Genomic DNA, 20,768 nt, shown 5'->3' with positions numbered 1-20,768 from the left:
TAATTTTGCATCACTAACATAAAACACTCAAAATAATGAAGAAAATATTGTTACTCGGTTCCGGAGAGTTAGGAAAAGAGTTTGTGATCTCTGCACAGCGCAAGGGGCAACACGTCATTGCTTGTGATTCTTATGCCGGAGCACCTGCTATGCAAGTTGCCGATGAATTTGAAGTCTTCGACATGCTGGACGGTGAAGCATTGGAACGCGTTGTCGAAAAACATCATCCGGACATCATCGTTCCGGAGATAGAAGCCATCCGCACAGAGCGTCTCTATGACTTTGAAAAAGAAGGAATCCAGGTAGTGCCCAGTGCCCGTGCCGTCAACTTCACGATGAACCGTAAGGCGATCCGTGACCTTGCCGCCAAAGAACTCGGCTTGAAAACAGCCAACTATTTTTATGCCAAGACCCTGGACGAACTGAAGGAAGCAGCCGCCAAAATCGGTTTCCCTTGTGTCGTCAAACCGTTGATGTCTTCTTCCGGCAAAGGACAGTCTCTCGTCAAGAGTGCCGACGAGCTTGAACATGCCTGGGAATACGGATGCAGTGGCAGCCGTGGCGATATCCGCGAACTGATCATCGAAGAATTCATCAAGTTCGACAGTGAAATCACCCTGCTCACCGTTACACAGAAAAACGGACCTACGCTGTTCTGTCCTCCTATCGGACACGTACAGAAAGGCGGTGACTACCGTGAGAGTTTCCAGCCTGCACACATCGACCCTGCACACTTGAAAGAAGCCGAAGAAATGGCGGAAAAAGTAACCCGTGCCTTGACTGGTGCCGGACTTTGGGGAGTGGAATTCTTCCTGAGCCATGAAAACGGAGTCTACTTCTCCGAGCTTTCTCCGCGTCCGCACGATACGGGCATGGTGACATTGGCAGGAACACAGAATCTGAATGAGTTCGAACTTCACCTGCGTGCCGTACTCGGTCTGCCCATCCCCGGCATCAAGCAGGAGCGGATCGGTGCAAGTGCCGTTATCCTTTCTCCGATAGCGAGTCAGGAACGTCCTCAGTATCGTGGCATGGAAGAAGTGACGAAAGAAGAAGACACTTATCTGCGCATCTTCGGCAAGCCGTTTACCCGCGTCAACCGTCGCATGGGAGTCGTACTTTGCTATGCACCGCTGAACTCCGATCTGGATGCGTTGCGTGATAAAGCGAAACGAATCGCCGAGAAAGTAGAGGTGTACTAAATAAAAAAGAATGAGAGTGAGTCAAAAGCAAAAGGATAGTGAATATTGCTTTTGATTCTCTCTCATCATCTCCTCTTATTATATAACTAATAATGAAAAACATGAAAAAGACTAAACTATTGGCAGCTACTGCTATGCTATTACTGACTTCCTGTTCACCTAAAGTGGTCACTCATATTGTAAGAACCTATCCGAATCCCGTTCCGGCAGATTCGGTTTATGTCATCGAACCGGGAGATACAGTTCCAAACACAGCCGAAACGCTCGGAAGTGTTTCTGTTGTAGACCGGGGTACATCCAGAAATTGTCGTTATGATCAAGTGCTGCGCCTGGCACAAGAAGCCACCGGGAAGAACGGTGGAAACGGACTCGCCATTACCGAACATGTGAAACCTTCTTTCTGGGGAAGTTCCTGCCATCAAATCAACGCTTTAATGCTTCGCCTGACGGACACAAAGGTGAATGCGACTGAAGGAAACCCTGTACAAGACATGATTGACCTTGGCCGGGTGGCTGTGAAAGAAGAAAAGGAAGAGCGGAGAGCACCTGCCAACACGTTCGAAGCGAGCTTCGGGTATGGTTGGGTGACCAGCAAGATGTATGATATCAACGGTGCGACTTTAGACTCCAAAGGAGGAATCGATTGGAAGCTCGCTTACGAATATACGTGGAGCAATGGTATGGGAATCGGATTGCAATATTCCGGTTTCAGAAAGTCTTTCTCCGATGGAGGAGACATGACCTTCTCTTATATAGCTCCCGAGTGGGTAGGTCGCTCGAAGTTCGACAGATGGATTTTAAAGTCGGGACTCGGGATGGGCGTTTTCCTTTATCATGATCCCCTCTACAGTGCTACCGGATTTGGTTTTCATGCCACGGTGGGAGTGGAATATATGCTTTCCGCCAATTGGGGACTCGGCTTGACTCTGAACGGAATTAGCGGTAGCCTGCCCAAACAAGACTGGATGCTGCTGAAAGAAGACGAGCGTTGTGGAATCACCCGCTTTAACCTGTTGGGTGGGTTGCGCTATTACTTCTGATGATAACTCCTTCTTTCTAGGAAGAATATCAATGTTTATACTGTACTTAGATTTATAAATAAAGAGAGAGGGCAGAAGTCTGAACCTGCATCCTCTCTCTCGCGTTTATAACATTGTTATTTCTCTGATCTTACAGACTCATCGCATTACCGCCTACAATACCCAGCACTGCCGAAGCCACTGCGATGACTACTTTCAAAATGGTATCCCAAAGGGATCTCTTGACTGCCATAACTTTACACACCTCCTTTCCGACTCTTTACATGATTGATTACTAAGTGAATCATTACCGAATGAATGATTACAAGGCATAACTTTCCTCCTTTACCTCAAAGCACGGGCACGCCTTGATCCACTCCTCCGGCTCAATCTCCCCGTTCCCGTTCCGATCCGGCGACAAGTCGCGATGACCGCACACCCGGCAACCGGGGAATCTCTCTTGCAACTGATGCACCAGCAGCCGGAGCGCTGCCCGCTGTTCCGGTGTCCGTGTATCCGCCGGGCGTCCCCGGCAGTCCAGACCGCCTTCGTAGCAAATTCCGATACTCTCCGCATTAAAACCTTTCGCATGTGCCCCGATCCGTTCCACCGGACGGGTAAGATGCGTTGTTCCATCCTTGCGGATATAGTAATGATAACCTGTCCCGTTGAAACCTCGCCGGCGATGCATCGTATCCAGATCAAAAGCCGTCAACTCCTTGTCTGCCCGCGTAGCGGAACAATGAATCACGATTAAATGAATCTTCCTCATAAAGCCACTAATTCTAACTATCAACCCCTCGTACATTGATTACCAACTCTCCGCTCTCCACTTCTTACACTGTCGGGTCCGGAGCTTCCTCGTCGCCTCCGCCGCCTTCGTTTCCACCGCCACCGGGGTTGTTGTCCTCGCCTGATCCGTCGCCTTTCTTCTTTTTCGGGGCTTCGAGGTCGAGAAACTCGATCTTGTCGCCGGCACGGGTAGACGTCAGGTTGGGGCGGACGCTGCTGGAAGGGCGGAAGTTGATCTGTATAGATTTGATATTCTTCACCGTACACTCTTCTTTCGTGGTTGCTCCCAGCGTATGGGCGGATAGGCTGAATACACCGAAGTCTCTGATATTGACCGATTTTCCGTCGAAGAGCGCCGCTCGCATTGCCTCCACATAGTTGGTCAGTACGCTTTGGATGTCGCCCAGGGAGAGGGAACTCTTGTCTTTCATGATGTAGGCGATGCCGTCAAGGTCTACACTTTGGCCCATCGTCACCAGTTGGGGGTGGTACTTCAGCACCCCGTCAATTTTTCGCGGGTCTTTACGACCCATTCTTTTAAATGGTATTGCCATAATGATAAATTAAAGATTTAGAAAAATATAAATTAATAATTACTGATTGCTGTCACTCGATCAGTGTCGGGAGAGAGAATGAGCTCTGTTTCTTTCTTTCGATGTGTCAAAGATAGCCTGTTTCTAAGCCATGAGAATACGTACTTTATCGTACTTCGTCGTACTTTCGTTCAGAATGTATTTACTTTATTTCTGATTGATTTTATTTTACTTGTTTGCTTGTGTGCGCAAATATGTTTTAGTATATTTGAAGTACGAAAGAACTTAATAACAACGATATGAAAACAGAAAAAGAAGAAGCGGAAGAAGAACCGTTTGTCATCCGTCCGTATTTGAAGTCGGAGCTGGCTCACAAATACAATCCACATTTGCCATTGATTTATGCCATGCAGAAACTACGGGGATGGATCAGAAATAATAAAGAACTTTATGACGCTATGTATAGCGGTGGAGAAGGAAAAAACGATCATGCTTATAGCAGCAGACAGGTGAGGCTGATCGTGAAGTTTCTCGATGAGCCGTGAATCTGTTTCTTGATAAGTCGTCCGTCTGTAAGGAAGAAACAAATTAGCTATTAGCATATTTCGATTAGCTATTAGCTAATTTGTTTTTGCTAATAGCTAATTTCGATATGCTAATAGGCTTATTGGGGAGAATATAGAGAGAAATCCTCCCATTTGTCACCACTTTCTTTTATACTAAAACAGGATTGGTTTGCGAAATTTTTTTTATTCATTCCGGCGCGATTATGAGCTAATTGTTAGTCAATACTATCCCTATTTGAGCTGACTAAAAAGTCGGTACTATCTCAAATCTCCTCCTTCTGGAAGGAGGAGTACCCGTAGGGGGAGGTGGTAGGTAAGCATATAACTTGTTTATTACCATTAATTTACGTATTCACCTACTACCTCGGTCTTCGACCACTCCTCCTTCCTGAAGGAGGAGATTTAAGATACAACCGACTTTTAGTCAGCTCAAATGTGGATACAACCGACTTTTTAGTCATTCTCACTTGATGATACCATTGACTTTTTAGTCAAGATAGTATTTTTTTCTTGTGACAATGAAGTAAAAGTCACGAATTTCCCCTTTCAAAGTCCAGTAAAGTCCAGAAAGTCCATATTAGATTTTCAGAATATACGAACCGTGACCTAACTTGCTGATTCTCCCTGCTTTAATGCCTTTATTCAATAAGTAGTAAACGGTGCTTCTTGAGAGGTTCAATTCTTCTCCCAAAGCACATGCTTCTTTGGCTGAAAAACTCTTTTTGAGTTTCGTCAGAAGTCGCGAGAGATTATCGGGCGATTGTAATGGTTTTGTATCTTCGGCAGAGCTTTTTACCGAAGTACTGACCAGTTTGCTATGTTCGAAGCAACACAGCACGATGGCGAGCGCTGCTTTGAAATGTGCGTCCGAGCAGTATACTTCGGGTGTTTCCATTCTCATGGTTCCCTTGTCGATGGCGGAGAAAATGCAGCAGATGCGTGCCGTTATCACTCCATAACGTTTCACCACCCCCAGCAGGTCATCATTACCTAACTGGTCCGTATCTTTGAGCAGTTGCGTGAATACCCGGTTGAATTCTTTTTTCTGTGTATCTGTCAGCTTTACTTCCGTAGGAGAATCTTTCAGAAACAATGCCATCTGTGCGAAGCGCATGGACAACTCGTTGAAGAGATCGTCCGCACGCACCTTTTCCTCTGCAAACACATCCTGCCATGCTGCCGGAAGTCTGAAGGTATTGATCAGAAAGCGGTTGTACAGCCCTGTCTCCATGGTCGGGATGAATAAAATGAGGCTGGATGGAGTGCCGGTGAGAAAAGCCGACAGGGAGGGATATTCCACTTTCAGCGGATGTCGTCCGTTGATCTTGTAGGACGAACTGATCAGTTCGTGTTCGAATGCCTTGCAGAGGATATCGTCGAAGTGTCCGTAATCTTGGTTGCGGGCTGTGCTGACGCTGCTGGCTTCGGTACTGGTGAGCAAGGAAGAACAACTTTGGTTGTTGATGAGGTGAGTGATGAGCTGTGCACGGCTGATGTCGGCAGGGATCAGCGGAAATGCCAGCTTCGGCTCCTCCGGTTCGTCCGGCAGGTTGGTGGCGGCAGTATTCTTTTTGCGTATCGCCTGCAAGGAGAGGGTGTAGTCCCTGAGTGCTTTCTTGTATTCCTTTTCGATCTTCAGACTCTGCTTCTCCCAATACTCACAATAGTGCTTGTGCAGGCGTATGCCATAGCCGATGAGGTTCTTGTTGGCACCGGAGGAAGCTACGACGATGCAGTAGATGTTGGGCTGATAATTCCGTCGGTTGTAGCGGATGTTTACGCTGGGGAGCATGCTGCTTATCGTGGTAATACATGACAACAAGAGTCCGTCCCTTTCACGCTCGTCTCTTGCGATGGAGACGCACTCCTTGAAGATGGCGGGAATGAGATCGTAAATTTCGTCAGGAAAGGTCGGAGTCTGCTCTCTGAGCTCTTCTCCGATGATTTCATCCTCTTTTTCTGCCGGATTTTCGTTTTCTGAAAATCCTATAACGGACTTTTGGACTTTACTGGAATTTGAAGGAGGATTTTCGAAGCTTTCCGTCTCTGCCGCAGTCATTATATTCTGGTAAGCTGATTTTACAGTACGTGCGATTTCGGGTTCACGGAAGTTGTCTTCTTCCAAGGTGCGAACCAATTCGGTGGTCAGTTCGTTACGGTCGATGCCGCGTTTGCAGGCAGCGCAGCTGAGCCGGAAAACGGTTCCGTTCCGGTCGCCCGTTGCGGCAGGGTAGAGGGTGAGGTAGGACTGTACGAAGGGAGCGGCGGAAATCCGGTTACCCGCCTTTGCAGGCGGATGTCCGTTGGAGAAAGAGGTGGGAGTGCAGGTGGTGCGGGGAGCGGAAGTGACGGGAGCGTAGGTGACGCGCGGAGTGAGTGCACCGTTCGGCAGAAAGTCGTTGACGGCCTTTGCGTCACCGTTGTAGTATGCGTCCGGGTCGTATGATCCGAAGCAGGGATGGGTGATATCCTTGCATTTCCCGTCGTTCTCTACACCGAGAACGGTGGAAACGAGCTTTGCCGTCGCTTCATAAATGGCAGGATAATCGTTCACTCCGTCGATATCTATGCGAATGAACAATTTCACGCCACGGCCGGAGATGCTGATAAACGCTCCCAACACGTATTCGAGCAGGCAGGCACGTACGAAAATATCCTTTGTCTGTTCGTCCGTATGGTCGATGTCGATGCAGAGTGCGAGTGACAGGGAGGTCAGGTTGTTCTTTGCGTGTCCATTCTTGCATACGCCTGCGGGGATGACGCATGCCATGCTGTCTTTGATGGTTTGTGCGTCGTGTTTGCGGTCTTTTGCCAGACAATTGCGGTGGCCTTCTGCGGGTACTTTCCAATGTCCGTTGCGCACCATTGCGAAAAAATCTTCAAAAGTTATAGTCGTGGAATTTTTACTCCAAGTGTTGGTAAATAGTGACACTTGGTACATGTGCTTTCTCATTTGAAATATAATATGTTGGTTGCCGGAAGCGGGCGGTGTCGTTATCACGGGCTTCCGGCTGCGAAGGTAGGAACTTCGCTTTTTTTACCAAATCGACTATTAGGACTGATTTCTGTTCCAATCGTCCCATTGGTCTTTCACCATCTCCTCCAGTTTTCCCAGACAGCTTTTATAGGCTATGGCATGCTTCGGAGAGCGTTCGTCGCGGATTTCGATGCAATGGAACAACCCTTTCAGTACGTCCGGACAGCGTGGCATCAGCGGTATCTGCTTGATGATCCGTTCTTCTTTGTTGCACTCTTTGATGTCTTTATCCTGTACGGATTTCCAAAGGAACTGTTGCTTAAAAATCTCTTTTGCAAGGATTTCAAGTAATTCATTTTGAGTAAATAAGATGGGGAATCCGGGTAGGTGGCATTGAGATATGTCATCTGCTGTCAACGGATTGCCTGCTTTATCTACCATTGTTACGTTTAACGTAAAGTTGCCGATTTTTTCGGCAAAATCCAAAAGGTTTTTTTTACCATAATTTTTAGGATTAATAATGTTGCAAATTTCTTCTTTTTTTATCAAAGTAGAATACTTTATGCTTATTTATCTTCTTGCATTTCTTCCCAATGCGGTAAAATTCTTGAAGTAACGTAACCTCTTGTCAGGCTTGCCCCCAGATTGATGGGTACTAACTTCGTTCCGACTCCATAGAAACGGTTGGCTACGATCGGGAAACGGTAGACTCCTTCGGGGTCGATGATGCCTGTGCCGTTGCCGGTAGAAGAGTCGTCGCTGTCCGATAATGTCACGCGGGTGGAGCGGAGGGTGGTTCCGGAGGCGTTTACTATTTCTATTTTCAGCGTATAGTCGTTGGCGTTCACCGGTGCGGGGGCAGGTACGGGGAGTACGTAAGAACCTTTTGAGAGGACGGTCAGAGCCGTGGTGCCTGCCGGTACGGGGATTTCCACCAATACTTGTCCGCCGGTGGAGGCATTGAGGGGACTGCTGAGATAGTCAAGGAATACGGGCGTTTGCTGCCGTTGCAATAACGGGACGCTCTTATTCTGTTGTGTGTAGAGGGTGATGCGGACGGCGGATACAGTGTTCCCGCCGATTTGCGTGGGGATGTTGGTAAACCAGCCCATCACTCCAGCCACACGACGCCAGAGGTCTACGTTGCCTTGTGTGCCGTAGCTGTTGGGCGTTAGCACGGTGGCTCCTGCGAACAGTTCGGATTGGCGCATGGCAGTCCATGTGGCGGCTTCGCTGCCTGCGAGGGTGGCGATGGCTTGTGAGAGCATGGTAGTGCCGACTTTGATGGCTGAGGGAAGTCCGTAGGTGCTGCCGGAACGGTCGTCCAAGCCGATGGCTAGGAAGGTGTAAGGAGAGCCGTTTGCCAGTCCGGTGTACTTTACGTGATAGCGCATGGTGGAGGTGACGGTGGGCGCCTGATTGCCGAAATAGGCCAGCCAGCCGATGTCTTCGGAGGCAAGGCAGGTGGCATTGTCTCCTGTGCCGTCGAATATATAGAGGCGGACAGAGGTCACGTGCTGCACGTTGTCCGATCCGGACAGGTCGGTACGGGTGGAGAGTTCACCGGCTACGGTGAAGTTGAGTATTACGTTGCTTGTTTCCGCAGGCTTGGCGGGATCGGAAGGAGTTTCGGTGATGTCCTCTTCCTGTCCGCAACCGGCAGCCAGCAATGCCGATGCAAGAAGCCAGCCGTATAGATGTTTCTTTATTTTTCGATGGTTCATGAGTCTGTTATTTTGATGGTTTTATAAAAATAATCCGTGCCTGATGATCAATTCTTTTCCAGATAGAAGCGTCCTACGTTGGTGGAAAGGATGCCGATATCGAGCGTGATCTCCGAAGCGGATAACGGAGTTCGTTTCCCTGTTTGCGTATCTATGAGTGACCAGTTTTTCCAAGCGTCACCGTTGCCGTGAGAGAGTTTCAGTGTTACCCGTGCAGGGTTGTACAGGCTGAATCCCAGCGGGATGCGTGTGGCGTCGTTGAGCTGCTGTATGTCGAGCGCTTTCTCGTCGGCGATACTGAAAACTGCGATCTTCGGCGGTATTTCGTTGTCCATCAGCAGTTCGGAATCTTCTGTCGGACGATAGGCGGTGGAAGCGGACGGATGGAGGCGCAACAGACATTGTGAGGAAACGTTTCCGACGGTGGCGGTCAGTATCAGTGCAGAACGACCGGAGACGGTGGAGCGACCGGAACTTCCGGCATTTTCGATACTGCCCGAAGCCATAGCGCGGGTGCTCCTCAACTTTCCGGACGAACCGGGGGCTTGTGTCAGCATCGCTTCCGTGAACCTGATGGGCAGCGTGGTGGAAGCAACGTTTACCGTGACGAAAACGGATTGCATGGGAGCGATATACATGAAATCGTTTTCGTTTGTCAGTAACGTTCCGTTGGCTTTGATGACGGAATTATTGCTGTTGCCATCGTACACCTTGACGGAAGTGATCGTCGGATTTTCCGTCATGAAGCGGTCTATGCGGATATGTGTCATGAACGGGTTGCCCACTAAGAAAGTGTTTCCGGGAACCTTGTTCGTGGCGTTCACCGTGATCGGGAAAGTGGCGGTTCCGCTGCTGTTCTCGTAGATGAAGCGTCCCGGCAACGTACGTGTAAGGGTTTCGCTGTAGGAAGTGCCCTGACCGGAGACGTTATAGTAATTGTAACGTGTATGCACTTTGGGGAATCGGAAAGTAAGGGTACTTGTCGATGCCGATTCTTTGTCCGCCAGTAGCGAGAAGCCGATGCCCGTGCCATAGTTTTGGTTGAGGGCGTTGAAAGGCGGTGTCCAGTTCGTCTTGTCCGGCACTACGGTGACGGGAGTAAGCGTTCCTCCGCTGATCTTCTGTCCCGGAGCGTCGTGGCTCCACAGGCGCTGGTAGATACGCGGGTTGAAGCGGTTCTCGGGAGAAGTCGTCTCGTTCAGTGTCACGAAAAAGTCGTTGTTCTGAGTGCCGTTCATGGCGGCGGGGATAAACATATCTCCGGTGAAGGTGGCTTTCAGTGGTGCGGACAGCATATAGTAGCGTCCCGATTGTAAGGCTATTGCCACCCATGCCTGCGAGTAAGTGAGATAGTGGGTGTTTACTATTTCGGCGTTCGGGGCGAAATGGAGGTTGTTGCAGTAGTTGGCATCGCCTTGCACGAGCACAGGGTAGAGGGCGCAGTCCGACGGGATGATGACGTCCGTACATTGCCACGGGCTGCCGTCGCTCCAGTTGGTCCACGTGTTCCAGTTGGAGGTGGCGGCGTTGGCTTTCCAGGTGGTGCGCAGCGGGTGGACGGTGGAGTGGATGCCGTTGTAGTAAATGTTGGTACCTCCGGCATCGTAGATCGAGATGTAATAGTCGCCCGCAGGCAAACTTGGGATGGTGAATGTCTGGTTGGTGAGCGTCACGGTCTTGTCCGTCACTTCGTTGTTTTTGGCGGCGTTGTAGAGGCGCAGGAGGTAACTGTTGCCGTTCGTGCCACCCTGCACTTGAATGACGATGGGCGAGCCTTGGCAGAGATGCCCGGTCACGCTGAGGAAGTCGATTGTTTCACCCGATCCGGTCGTTTCGGCACAGTCGGGGATACCGTCTCCATTGCTGTCCTGACGGGTGTATACGCCTGCCAGTTGGAGTGTTTTCAGCGCATCCGTCACTCCGGCAAAGGTGATACGTACTTCGTCGAATGGTACGGTGGAAGGGGTCGTTTCTATGTACTGCCGGCCTCCGTAGCCGATGACGTCGAGTCCCAGCACGCCGCCTGTTCCGGTGCGTCCTACTTCTACGCCGGCATTATATACGGTGAGCGTTGTCCATGAGAGGAGGTCGGCTCCGGCTATCCCCGTCGGGTCTACTACGATAAATCCTACGGGTTGTTTCTGCTGGATCTTGTTGAATTTGACAGCTACGGTGACCGCTCCCAGTACGTTGGTCGTGGTGATGGTGGAGTAGGAATTTACGTCGCTGTCGATCAGGTTGCCCAAGTCATTGAACGAAGTGCCCACGTTGGCGACTCCCGTGCTGCGGGTAGCGGCATAGTTGATGCTGGCGCCGTAGGTAGAAGGAGTCATCAGTTGGAGGCAGGCGTTGGCGGGACTGCCGCTGTAGCAGGAGGCATCGGCGTTTTCCCAGAAAGCGTAGTAGATGCGGAAAGCGTTGAGGTTGAGGTTCAGCACACCGCCTGTCCATAGCTCGATGGAGTCAAATTCCTGATTGGTGGTGACGCCGATGCGCACTTTGTTGCCGTTATCGCCTATCAGTCCGGCGGAAATAGCGTTGTTGCCGTCCGCGGCGCTTTCGAACACTTTCACACCGTTGCGGTATAGCCGGATGATGAAGAGTTTCAGCACATTGGCGCTGAGCAGCTTCGTAGAGGTCTGGATGACGAATCCGGTGCGGATGGAGCTCTTTGCAGCGTTGACAGGCTTGTCGGTGGCAGTGCGGATACCGACGATGGAAGTATTGGCAGCGATGCTGGCTACATTATTATAAGTAATGTAGTTGTCGGGATTGCTGTCTATGAGGTTATTCTTTCCGGTGAAGTTGGTTCCTTCGCCTACGCAGAGCAGGCATCCGCCGCCGGAAGGAGCGTAGACGGATGCTCCGTTACTGGCAAGGGTGATCAGTGTGTTGCAGGATGCGGTATCGCTGATACCATTGGCATTGCGGGTGATGGTGGCGGTCTGCGTATAGGTAGTGCCGTCGGTGGCGGTGTAAGTTCCTGTCACTTTGTAGTCACCGTTGACGGTCATGCCCGTTATCTTGTTGTTGCTGATGCCGGGGTTGGTTCCTGCGGGCGACTGGGTGATGACATAGCTCACGTTTCCGGTGGCGGGAGTCGTCAATTGGTAGGCGTTTCCGGTGATGGTGGCATTGCCCAGCGAGAAGAAGCTGGAAGCATCCACTACTACGGCGTCACGCACGAAGGCGTAATTGATGGTTGTAGTTCCCAAGTTCACGTTGATCCCGGAGAATTGTATCTTGATCTGCGTGCACGGCTTTTTCAATATCATGCTGACTTGCGTGCCGCCTCCGACGATGGCGGAGACACCGAGCAGGCTGCTGACGGAAACTTGCTCCTGTTGTACGTCATTGGCATCGTAGGTGGTCAGTATGGTGGTTCCCAGCAGATTGATGTTGGCGAGTCCGAGATTTGACAGGTTGAAGCCGACTTCGGCACCTACGGGGATGGTTTGTTTAAAGTCGATGGTGGCACGGGGTTGCAATAATGATCCTATCAGGCTGAATGTGGGACCATTGGTCAGGTTGGCGTCTATCAGTTGCGCACTGTTGGGTACGGTAGTCCATGTAAGGTCTAACCCGGTATTATTGTGAACACTAACTCCGTTTGCAAAATGAGTGTTTCCGTTTACGGCGGGCTGTATGGGGTTTTCGCCTACAAAGGCGTAATATAGTTTCAACGCATTGAGCACGGTAGCGGATACACCGTACATTCCTATTTTAATCTCGTCGAAAGGTTTGGTGAGTGAGGTGGTGATGGAGAGCGCCTGCTGGCCGCCGTTGTTGGCTGCGCCGATCAGGTTGAGTTGCAGGGTTTGCACTTCCTGCGTGTCGCTGCCTTTCATTTCCTGTTCCACACCTTTGAGGTAAGTTTTAAGGTAGAATCCTTTCAGTACGTCGAGGGTGAGCAGGGAGGAGTTGTCTATCAGATAGACGAAACCTGCGTTTTGTCCTCCGGCATAGGTGCGGTTGACGTCACGGACGGAAGCTATCTGGTTGCCTATCAGGTTGGCGGTTGCCACACCGCTGAAAGAGGCGTAGTTGGTGAGGTCGGTATCGAGCATATTGGCGATACCATTGTTGTTGGTGAGCACATCTACCAAAGCGTTTGACATATCGTCTACGATACGTCCTTCGCCCACAAGGGGAACTCTTCGGCTGGCAGTCCACGTCTTTCCTCCATCGGCAGAGGTGAGGGCGGAGGCAGAGGCGGAAGTGGCTGTAACGGCTCTCGACAGTTGTTCATCCTGAGGAGCGGATATGATTTCTTCGTCCTGACAGGCAGAGAGACAGAGGAAGAAGGCGTATGTGAGGAAGATATGTTTTGTTTTCATGGCCGAAAAAGGATTTATGATTAGCAAGAAGCGGCATTGCATGGCTGCGCAGCCGCTCATTGCTAATCGTCAGATACTAATCACTTCAATAAACCTTTAAAATGTAATTATTCGATTCCCAGATTATAAATTGTATCCCAAGCGTCGTTCACGGTTACGGTGATCACTGTTTCCTGTGACAAGTCGATGGGGTTATCATTATCGTCGGTTGTTCCGGGGTCGGTGGTGCCGCCATCGATAGAGCTGGCTTTCACTTTCTGACCGATTGAGTAGAAGTAATTACGTCTCACATCATAAATCTTTTTATCTCCGGTAAGCGCGTTGTTCACTACATCCCATGTTTTCAATACGGTTCCCGAAGCATCCTCCAGTTGTACGGTAAAAGTGGTGGCTCCTGCTACCTGAGCAAAAGGAACAAGGAATCTACCCTTCAGGATACTGTTGGGCACGGTAGCAGTCGTTCCGGTGCTGATAGCCGGAATGGAGAACACTTTGGTCAGGTTAGTACCGGCAGCCGTTACTTGGGCAAGATAGTCAGTGATCAAGGTAGAAAGTCCGAGATCCAATACTCTTGTTTTGGTATTATTGCCTGTACCGTTCACATTCAAAACGCTGGGGAAAGTGAAGGACGTCGCATGAGAAGAAGCATATACCCGGACGAATGCAACGGGAGTAGGAAGACCGCTGACAGGATTCGGATACAGTATCGGAACATTCTTGAAATATCCCAATAAACCGGCTACGTGGCGACGTAGTTCTACTTCGCTGGTGGTGCCTGCCTGTATGTTTCCGTTGACTACGTTGAAGGTAGCTTTGCCTGCAAACAGTTCGGATTCATTGGTGGCTGCGGGCAGGGTGGCGATGAAAGAATCGTCGGCACTGGTGCCTGCTGTGATAGTATAGTCGAGTGCTGTATTGTAGCCATAAGCCACAACAGTATATACACCGTTCGTCGCTAACTTATTCAATTTCACGGTCTGGCTGGCTTTGTGATTTTGATTGTTACCGGGCGTTGCGGAGTCCGACGGACCGGCGGTCCATAGCACAGGATTCTGTGTTCCTGCTGCCAGTGCAGCATTGGTTACGTCTGTTCCCGACGGATTGTAGATATACAGTCTGACGGCTGTCACATTGTTGGCAGCCTCCGAACTGTTCACCGGACGACCTGCACGGGTGCTCAGTCCGTCACCGCTGCTGTTGACGGTAAGGGTAATTGCCGAACCCGGCTGAACTGCTTCTTCACCACCTAGGGGAACTGTGTCGTCATTACTACATGCTGCCAACAACATGGCGCCGACAGCGGATACATACAAATAATTTTTCATTTGAGTTAAGTTTTAGAATTAAACATTTTGTGAGAAAAAATAATATGCGAAAACAATTTTAATTAATATCCAGATTGTATATCGTCTCCCAAGTGTCGCCCAGCAACAGGTAGATGTTAAAGTCTCTCTGTTCATCATCGTACACGTATTTCAGAGTCGTAAGCTCGTTACGTTTCAAGGTGATCTTTACGTCTTTGGGGTTAAGTGTAGGGACCTGACGGTCCGCCTTGTCATACAAGTCAAGGTGCAGGAGTGACTGATATTCTCCCGTAGAGGGTGCGAGGATTGCAGACAGGACAACTTCCGAAGCCGGACTCCATGCGTTTTGCTTGCGTATGCTAACCGGATTCATATATTCAAACTTATGGTTGACACGTTCGTATATCTGTCCGATACTGTTGGCCTCGTAAAGTATGGTAGCGGGCAGATTGGTGATTTGAATCACCAGCTTTCCGGTGACGCGTTGCAGGGCTGCGGAGTAGTTCGTGTGCTGAAGATCATACACCAATGTATCATGTGCCAGATAGATGTCGCTTGCTTCCGTCCGGTTGGCGTGCAGGATACTGGTCAGTGATTGATCCGTCAGCGGGGTATTGTCCGGCAGTCCTCCCCATACGGTCAGGACGTATTTGCCGAAAGGCAGGCATTCGCAGAAGGTGACGGATTGGGTAGGTTCGCTGCCCGTTACGCTGAACACTCCCTGCTCTTCAACGATTTCTCCGGTGGAGGCGTCACGCAGCGTATAGTAAAGCGTAGGGACGTATTCGCGGAAAGCAAGGGATTCACTTTTGCGGGCTTCCAACGGCACGTTGTCTATGTTGAAGTAGTTCTTATCTTTTACCGAAATCTCTACTTGCAGGGGCGGACAAGGCTCTACATCATCCCGGATGCAGGAAGAGAGCAGTGGCAAAGTGGCGATGGAGATCAGAAGATACTGGATATTTCTTCTTGCGGACTTCCGGAGGGAATGTCCGCAGTAGGCGGTTGTATTCGTTTTCATGGTGGTCGGGCAGGGGGTTAAAAGATAAAATAGGTCAGAGATATGGCTACTTTGGTAGGCCCGAAGTAGTTTTTATGCTTCTGTTCGTAGCATTTCCCGCAGGGAATCCGTTCGCTCTCCTTGTACCACAGGCGGGCGTAGCCGATGCCGATGGCTGCTTCCAGGTTCCAGTGCGGAGATAATATCCAGTCATATCCATAGGTAAGACCTCCTCCGGCAAGGTATCCGTCATACCTCTTGGAGCTGAATCCCCCGTAATATTGTGCGCCATGCAGGTGTACTCCGATAAAGTGTCCGTTGAATTTTTCGCACGTCCAGTATTTGAGTTCCGGCTGAACCAGCCAGAAACGCATTTTCTTGTCATCCTTGAAGGTCCACGGATTATAGGCTCCTGTCACTTCGATGGTCAGTTTGCTACTCAGAGAAAATTCAGCTCCGATGTTGGGAGTTGTCGTCAGCCAGTAGAGCGTATTCGTCTTGATAGCTACATTCTGCGCTGCCATAATTTGCCAGAATCCGAGAGTGGATATCAGCAGTGACAGTATTCGTTTCATTGTTTAGGTTTTGTTTCGGAGACAACAGAACGTGATTCGAATTTGTTTTCCGAAAAAGGGCTTTTTATCTTTGTTAAGGAAGAAAGGGCCAAGTGGGGTGGGAAGGACTGAAATCATTTGCAGGATGGAAGGCTCCGGGGAGATATGTATTGTTTTCGTGCCCGAACACAAAACTAGTTGCATGCGCTACTATTTTATCGCTCGTTTAAGTGTTTGAATATTACCGTTGAAAGAGAAAACTTGATATTAAGTCAGAGTTTTGCTGATATTTTATAAGTAACAGACTTATTTTACTATACAATCGTAATTGAAATGTTCCGATATTGGTCTGTTTGTAGTCTTTGTTGGCCTAACAAGTGTTATTGAACGACAAATAATGAAAAAGGAAGAACAACGATGCCAATTTGTGTCTACATTTGTGCGGTTGTTTATTTAACTATTTTGTTAAAAAGAAATCGGGCGTGATTGAACAAAAGCTAAATTTAACTGTTTACTATAGTAGATTAAAGTAGATAAAACGCGAAACGTTCCTTGTCATGCTACTAAAATTCGATAGGTAAAGAAAGAATAATATAAATAAAGATTGCTTATGTCACAGATTATCGGACATATCTCACAGGTGATCGGCCCTGTGGTCGACGTGTACTTTGAAGGTACGGACGCAGAGTTAATGCTACCAAGCATTCACGACGCACTGGAGATAAAGAGGCCAAACGGCAAAATACTGGTTGTAGAAGTTCAGCAACACATCGGCGAGAATACGGTTCGTACCGTGGCTATGGACAGCACTGACGGACTTCAGCGAGGCATGAAGGTGTATCCCACCGGAGGCCCGATCACAATGCCGATAGGCGAACAGATTAAAGGACGACTGATGAACGTAGTAGGCGACTCTATCGACGGTATGAAGAGTCTCGACCGTACAGGCGCATATTCCATCCACCGTGATCCCCCAAAGTTTGAAGATTTGACAACTGTGCAGGAGGTACTCTTCACGGGTATCAAAGTAATCGACCTGCTGGAGCCGTATGCCAAAGGTGGCAAGATCGGACTCTTTGGCGGTGCCGGTGTAGGAAAGACTGTACTTATTCAGGAACTGATCAATAATATTGCCAAGAAACATAACGGATTCTCCGTATTTGCCGGAGTCGGCGAGCGTACCCGTGAAGGTAACGACCTGCTGCGTGAAATGATCGAGTCGGGCGTCATCCGCTACGGCGAGGCTTTCAAGGAGAGTATGGAGAAGGGCGATTGGGACCTTTCGAAAGTAGACTATAATGAACTGGAAAAGTCGCAGGTATCCTTGATTTTCGGACAGATGAACGAGCCTCCGGGCGCACGTGCCTCTGTGGCATTGTCCGGACTGACGGTAGCGGAATCTTTCCGTGATGCCGGCAAGGAAGGTGAGAAACGCGATATCCTGTTTTTTATCGATAACATTTTCCGTTTCACGCAGGCGGGTTCGGAAGTTTCGGCTCTGCTGGGACGTATGCCTTCCGCCGTTGGTTATCAGCCGACACTTGCCACGGAAATGGGCGCGATGCAGGAACGTATCACTTCCACCCGAAAAGGTTCTATCACCTCCGTACAGGCAGTATATGTACCTGCGGATGACTTGACGGACCCTGCTCCGGCAACGACCTTCAGCCATCTGGATGCAACGACCGTGCTCGACCGTAAGATTACGGAATTGGGTATCTATCCGGCTGTCGACCCACTGGCTTCTACGTCCCGTATCCTCGACCCGCACATCGTGGGACAGGAACATTATGACGTGGCACAGCGCGTGAAACAGATTTTGCAGCGCAACAAGGAATTGCAGGATATCATCTCCATCCTTGGTATGGAGGAACTTTCGGAAGAAGACAAACTGGTCGTGAACCGTGCGCGCCGTGTGCAGCGTTTCCTTTCGCAGCCGTTTGCCGTTGCCGAACAGTTTACAGGCGTTCCGGGCGTGATGGTAGGCATCGAGGATACAATCAAAGGGTTCAGAATGATTCTCGACGGTGAGGTAGACAACCTCCCCGAACAGGCTTTCCTGAACGTGGGCACGATTGAAGAAGCGATAGAGAAAGGCAAGAAATTGCTGGAACAAGCGAAAAAGTAATCGAAACAACATTCCATGATGAAAGAATTACATTTAAGTATTGTATCGCCCGAAAAGAGCGTATTCGACGGAGAAGTGAAGATTGTCACACTGCCGGGAACGGTAGGATCGTTTTCTATTCTGCCGGGACACGCGCCGATCGTCTCGTCATTGAAAGCGGGAACGTTAGGTTATACCACGATGGACGGCGACGAGCATACATTGGATATTCAGGGTGGTTTTGTTGAAATGAGTGACGGGACAGCTTCGGTATGTGTCTCGTAAGGAAGACATGGTGAACATTAGTAAGACTAAACGGAATTTTATCGCACTGAATACGCTGTTTGCTATACTAAGCGGAGCAGCGGGAGCAGTGATTTTACACATAGCCTTGCCGGGGCATTATTTCGGAGGATATCCGTTTATACCGGTATACTTCTATATCTTCGGTTTGTTTAGTATTTATATGTTCGATGCGTGTCGGCGGCATGCTCCGCAGAAGTTGTCGCTGCTGTATCTGGCAATGAAGATGATAAAAATGATTCTCTCGCTGATTCTGCTGCTGATTTATTGTCTGGCAGTACGCGAAGAAGCCAAGGCTTTCTTGCTGACGTTTATCTCGTTCTATCTGTTGTATCTGATATATGAAACGTGGTTCTTCTTCTCCTTTGAAGTGAACCTGAAACGGAAAAAGAAAAATAAGAATAAAAATGAAACAGTTGCGTAACATAGTAGCTCCGATATTTTTGCTCTGCCTGATGTTGGTAGCTGGTCTGCCGGTCTCTGCGCAGACACAGGAAGATGTGACTCCGCAGGAGCAGAAAGAGAATACGGTCGATGTGAAGGAGATCGTGTTCGGGCATATCGGCGACTCATATGAATGGCATATTACGACGTGGGGTAAAACGCATATTACTATACCATTACCTATCATTGTTTATAGTTCTACTACAGGTTGGCATACGTTCCTTTCTTCCCGTCTCGCTGAGAATGGAGGCACTTATGAAGGGCTCTCCGTCGCCCCCGAAGGAAGTAAGTACGAAGGCAAACTGGTGGAGTATAATGCAGCCGGAGAGCAGGTTCGTCCGTGGGACATTTCCATTACGAAGGTGACATTCGCTTTGTTGTTCAACAGTGTGCTGCTGCTGGTTATCGTGCTGAGTGTGGCGCAATGGTACAGGAAGCGTCCGCAGGGAGCATTGGCACCGGGTGGTTTTATCGGATTCATGGAAATGTTTATCATGATGGTGAACGATGATATCATCAAGAGTTGTGTCGGACCCAACTACCGGAAGTTTGCACCGTATCTGCTGACTGCGTTTTTCTTCATTTTCATTAATAACATCATGGGGCTGATTCCTTTCTTCCCCGGTGGTGCGAATGTGACGGGAAACATTGCCATTACTATGGTGCTTGCTATCTGTACGTTCCTTGCAGTCAACATCTTTGGAACGAAACATTACTGGAAAGATATCTTTTGGCCGGATGTGCCCTGGTGGCTGAAAGTGCCTGTACCGATGATGCCTTTCATCGAGTTCTTCGGAATCTTTACGAAACCGTTTGCCTTGATGATCCGTCTTTTTGCCAATATGCTGGCGGGACATATGGCGATGCTGGTACTGACTTGCCTGATCTTTATCTCGGCAAGCATGGGACCTGCGCTCAACGGTACACTGACGGTAGCTTCCGTACTGTTCAACATCTTTATGAATGCGCTTGAACTGTTGGTAGCTTTCATCCAGGCATACGTATTCACCATGCTTTCGGCCGTATTTATCGGATTGGCGCAGGAAGGTGCAAAAGTAAAAGCGGAATAAACGCGAAGAGAGAGCAAATAAATAAACGAGAAAATAAACCATTTTAAAACTGAAAATTATGTTACTATCAGTATTGTTACAAGCCACTGCAGCAGCAGTAGGAGTAAGTAAATTAGGTGCAGCTATCGGTGCAGGTCTTGCAGTAATCGGAGCTGGTTTGGGGATTGGTAAGATTGGTGGTTCGGCTATGGAAGCTATCGCACGCCAGCCGGAAGCCTCGGGTGATATCCGTATGAATATGATTATCGCCGCCGCCTTGATCGAAGGTGTGGCTCTGTTGGCGGTAGTAGTATGTCTATTGGTATTCTTCCTGTAATATTAAATAGATATGTCATTACTATTACCTGATAGTGGCCTGTTGTTCTGGATGTTTGTCGCATTCGGGGTTGTGTTCGTGATATTGGCGAAATACGGTTTTCCCATCATCATCAAGATGGTGGAAGGCCGTAAAACCTATATCGACCAGTCCTTGGAGGTGGCAAGAGAAGCCAACGCCCAGTTAGCTCATTTGAAGGAAGAGGGCGAGGCGCTTGTGGCTGCTGCCAACAAGGAACAAGGACGAATCTTGAAGGAGGCAATGGAAGAACGTGACAAGATTGTTCACGAGGCCCGTAAGCAAGCAGAGATAGCCGCACAGAAGGAGCTGGATGCGGTGAAGCAACAAATCCAGATAGAGAAGGACGAAGCGATCCGCGACATCCGTCGCCAGGTAGCTGTGCTTTCTGTCGATATCGCCGAGAAGGTGCTCCGTAAAAACCTTCAGGACAAAGAATCCCAGATGGGAATGATCGACCGTATGCTGGATGAAGTATTAACCTCTAATAAGAATTAAGGAA

Annotated in this window: 19 protein-coding genes; 9 read left to right on the top strand and 10 right to left on the bottom strand. The window is 49.2% G+C overall.

What is annotated here, in order from left to right:
• The first annotated feature begins 35 nt into the window (after positions 1-35).
• Together purT and ACHLI0_RS03055 are read left to right on the top strand one after the other, a co-directional pair.
• Positions 36-1,202 carry a formate-dependent phosphoribosylglycinamide formyltransferase gene (gene purT / locus ACHLI0_RS03060; RefSeq protein ID WP_008765582.1) on the top strand — a complete coding sequence of 389 codons (1,167 nt, stop codon included), beginning with the start codon at positions 36-38 and terminating at the stop codon, positions 1,200-1,202.
• A gap of 101 nt (positions 1,203-1,303) precedes the next feature.
• Positions 1,304-2,242, top strand: a complete 939-nt coding sequence (locus ACHLI0_RS03055) for an outer membrane beta-barrel protein (RefSeq protein ID WP_055229865.1) — start codon at positions 1,304-1,306, stop codon at positions 2,240-2,242.
• Between the two features lie 130 nt (positions 2,243-2,372).
• Here the strand turns inward: ACHLI0_RS03055 and ACHLI0_RS03050 are convergent, their stop codons facing one another.
• From ACHLI0_RS03050 to ACHLI0_RS03040, 3 genes are all read right to left on the bottom strand, one after another.
• Complete coding sequence (locus ACHLI0_RS03050; RefSeq protein WP_149192761.1) at positions 2,373-2,474, bottom strand: smalltalk protein; 102 nt, start codon at positions 2,472-2,474, stop codon at positions 2,373-2,375.
• Positions 2,475-2,543: 69 nt separating this feature from the next.
• Entirely contained in the window at positions 2,544-2,993 is a 450-nt protein-coding gene (locus ACHLI0_RS03045; protein ID WP_016267798.1) for an N-acetylmuramoyl-L-alanine amidase, read from the bottom strand.
• 64 nt (positions 2,994-3,057) lie between these two features.
• Positions 3,058-3,567, bottom strand: coding sequence for an HU family DNA-binding protein (locus ACHLI0_RS03040; RefSeq protein ID WP_054959328.1), 510 nt, complete (start codon positions 3,565-3,567; stop codon positions 3,058-3,060).
• Between the two features lie 278 nt (positions 3,568-3,845).
• Between ACHLI0_RS03040 and ACHLI0_RS03035 the strand changes: the two genes are divergently transcribed.
• A complete protein-coding gene (locus ACHLI0_RS03035) occupies positions 3,846-4,091 on the top strand; it encodes a DUF4248 domain-containing protein (RefSeq protein ID WP_008761384.1) in 246 nt (81 codons plus the stop codon).
• Positions 4,092-4,689: 598 nt separating this feature from the next.
• Here the strand turns inward: ACHLI0_RS03035 and ACHLI0_RS03030 are convergent.
• The 7 genes from ACHLI0_RS03030 to ACHLI0_RS03000 form a co-directional block, all read right to left on the bottom strand.
• Entirely contained in the window at positions 4,690-7,065 is a 2,376-nt protein-coding gene (locus tag ACHLI0_RS03030; RefSeq protein ID WP_490748417.1) for a DUF3987 domain-containing protein, read from the bottom strand.
• A 99-nt stretch (positions 7,066-7,164) separates the two neighbouring features.
• Positions 7,165-7,575 (bottom strand): hypothetical protein, encoded by a 411-nt coding sequence (locus ACHLI0_RS03025; RefSeq protein WP_234118035.1) that lies wholly within the window; start codon positions 7,573-7,575, stop codon positions 7,165-7,167.
• An 80-nt stretch (positions 7,576-7,655) separates the two neighbouring features.
• On the bottom strand, positions 7,656-8,813 hold the full coding sequence (locus ACHLI0_RS03020) for a FimB/Mfa2 family fimbrial subunit (RefSeq protein WP_490748416.1): 1,158 nt from the start codon (positions 8,811-8,813) through the stop codon (positions 7,656-7,658).
• 47 nt (positions 8,814-8,860) lie between these two features.
• Positions 8,861-13,150: a hypothetical protein gene (locus ACHLI0_RS03015; protein ID WP_490748415.1), complete on the bottom strand. Its 4,290-nt coding sequence runs from the start codon at positions 13,148-13,150 to the stop codon at positions 8,861-8,863.
• 107 nt (positions 13,151-13,257) lie between these two features.
• The gene (locus ACHLI0_RS03010) at positions 13,258-14,475 is read right to left on the bottom strand and encodes a hypothetical protein (protein ID WP_490748414.1); all 1,218 of its coding nucleotides are present in this window, start codon (positions 14,473-14,475) and stop codon (positions 13,258-13,260) included.
• Positions 14,476-14,533: 58 nt separating this feature from the next.
• The gene (locus ACHLI0_RS03005; protein WP_490748413.1) at positions 14,534-15,475 is read right to left on the bottom strand and encodes a hypothetical protein; all 942 of its coding nucleotides are present in this window, start codon (positions 15,473-15,475) and stop codon (positions 14,534-14,536) included.
• 17 nt (positions 15,476-15,492) lie between these two features.
• Positions 15,493-16,029, bottom strand: a complete 537-nt coding sequence (locus tag ACHLI0_RS03000) for a DUF3575 domain-containing protein (protein ID WP_490748412.1) — start codon at positions 16,027-16,029, stop codon at positions 15,493-15,495.
• Between the two features lie 589 nt (positions 16,030-16,618).
• On the opposite strand from ACHLI0_RS03000, the gene atpD reads away from it, so the two are divergent.
• Genes atpD through atpF form a run of 6 tightly spaced genes read left to right on the top strand, consistent with a single transcriptional unit; the run spans position 16,619 to position 20,764 of the window.
• The gene (gene atpD, locus ACHLI0_RS02995; protein WP_008761388.1) at positions 16,619-18,136 is read left to right on the top strand and encodes a F0F1 ATP synthase subunit beta; all 1,518 of its coding nucleotides are present in this window, start codon (positions 16,619-16,621) and stop codon (positions 18,134-18,136) included.
• A gap of 18 nt (positions 18,137-18,154) precedes the next feature.
• Positions 18,155-18,400, top strand: coding sequence for an ATP synthase F1 subunit epsilon (gene atpC / locus ACHLI0_RS02990; RefSeq protein ID WP_032840972.1), 246 nt, complete (start codon positions 18,155-18,157; stop codon positions 18,398-18,400).
• Positions 18,401-18,407: 7 nt separating this feature from the next.
• A complete protein-coding gene (locus tag ACHLI0_RS02985) occupies positions 18,408-18,842 on the top strand; it encodes a hypothetical protein (protein WP_008765589.1) in 435 nt (144 codons plus the stop codon).
• Complete coding sequence (atpB, locus tag ACHLI0_RS02980; RefSeq protein WP_103877764.1) at positions 18,826-19,932, top strand: F0F1 ATP synthase subunit A; 1,107 nt, start codon at positions 18,826-18,828, stop codon at positions 19,930-19,932. Before ACHLI0_RS02985 ends, atpB begins: the two co-directional genes overlap by 17 nt.
• 58 nt (positions 19,933-19,990) lie before the next feature.
• Positions 19,991-20,248 (top strand): ATP synthase F0 subunit C, encoded by a 258-nt coding sequence (gene atpE, locus ACHLI0_RS02975; RefSeq protein WP_004295758.1) that lies wholly within the window; start codon positions 19,991-19,993, stop codon positions 20,246-20,248.
• Between the two features lie 12 nt (positions 20,249-20,260).
• Positions 20,261-20,764: a F0F1 ATP synthase subunit B gene (gene atpF, locus ACHLI0_RS02970; protein ID WP_055218115.1), complete on the top strand. Its 504-nt coding sequence runs from the start codon at positions 20,261-20,263 to the stop codon at positions 20,762-20,764.
• The last annotated feature ends 4 nt before the right edge of the window (positions 20,765-20,768 follow it).

The organism is Bacteroides sp. RCH18 (assembly GCF_058231005.1).
The sequence above is the reverse complement of the archived record's forward strand: the minus strand, read 5'-3'. Positions and strand labels throughout refer to the sequence as shown.

What these genes read in the sequence shown, in the direction of transcription:
- purT (WP_008765582.1), top strand. Translation starts at nt 36, where the DNA reads ATGAAGAAAATATTGTTACTCGGTTCCGGAGAGTTAGGAAAAGAGTTT.
- ACHLI0_RS03055 (WP_055229865.1), top strand. Translation starts at nt 1,304, where the DNA reads ATGAAAAAGACTAAACTATTGGCAGCTACTGCTATGCTATTACTGACT.
- ACHLI0_RS03050 (WP_149192761.1), bottom strand. Translation starts at nt 2,474, where the DNA reads ATGGCAGTCAAGAGATCCCTTTGGGATACCATTTTGAAAGTAGTCATC.
- ACHLI0_RS03045 (WP_016267798.1), bottom strand. Translation starts at nt 2,993, where the DNA reads ATGAGGAAGATTCATTTAATCGTGATTCATTGTTCCGCTACGCGGGCA.
- ACHLI0_RS03040 (WP_054959328.1), bottom strand. Translation starts at nt 3,567, where the DNA reads ATGGCAATACCATTTAAAAGAATGGGTCGTAAAGACCCGCGAAAAATT.
- ACHLI0_RS03035 (WP_008761384.1), top strand. Translation starts at nt 3,846, where the DNA reads ATGAAAACAGAAAAAGAAGAAGCGGAAGAAGAACCGTTTGTCATCCGT.
- ACHLI0_RS03030 (WP_490748417.1), bottom strand. Translation starts at nt 7,065, where the DNA reads ATGAGAAAGCACATGTACCAAGTGTCACTATTTACCAACACTTGGAGT.
- ACHLI0_RS03020 (WP_490748416.1), bottom strand. Translation starts at nt 8,813, where the DNA reads ATGAACCATCGAAAAATAAAGAAACATCTATACGGCTGGCTTCTTGCA.
- ACHLI0_RS03015 (WP_490748415.1), bottom strand. Translation starts at nt 13,150, where the DNA reads ATGAAAACAAAACATATCTTCCTCACATACGCCTTCTTCCTCTGTCTC.
- ACHLI0_RS03010 (WP_490748414.1), bottom strand. Translation starts at nt 14,475, where the DNA reads ATGAAAAATTATTTGTATGTATCCGCTGTCGGCGCCATGTTGTTGGCA.
- ACHLI0_RS03005 (WP_490748413.1), bottom strand. Translation starts at nt 15,475, where the DNA reads ATGAAAACGAATACAACCGCCTACTGCGGACATTCCCTCCGGAAGTCC.
- ACHLI0_RS03000 (WP_490748412.1), bottom strand. Translation starts at nt 16,029, where the DNA reads ATGAAACGAATACTGTCACTGCTGATATCCACTCTCGGATTCTGGCAA.
- atpD (WP_008761388.1), top strand. Translation starts at nt 16,619, where the DNA reads ATGTCACAGATTATCGGACATATCTCACAGGTGATCGGCCCTGTGGTC.
- atpC (WP_032840972.1), top strand. Translation starts at nt 18,155, where the DNA reads ATGAAAGAATTACATTTAAGTATTGTATCGCCCGAAAAGAGCGTATTC.
- ACHLI0_RS02985 (WP_008765589.1), top strand. Translation starts at nt 18,408, where the DNA reads ATGGTGAACATTAGTAAGACTAAACGGAATTTTATCGCACTGAATACG.
- atpB (WP_103877764.1), top strand. Translation starts at nt 18,826, where the DNA reads ATGAAACAGTTGCGTAACATAGTAGCTCCGATATTTTTGCTCTGCCTG.
- atpE (WP_004295758.1), top strand. Translation starts at nt 19,991, where the DNA reads ATGTTACTATCAGTATTGTTACAAGCCACTGCAGCAGCAGTAGGAGTA.
- atpF (WP_055218115.1), top strand. Translation starts at nt 20,261, where the DNA reads ATGTCATTACTATTACCTGATAGTGGCCTGTTGTTCTGGATGTTTGTC.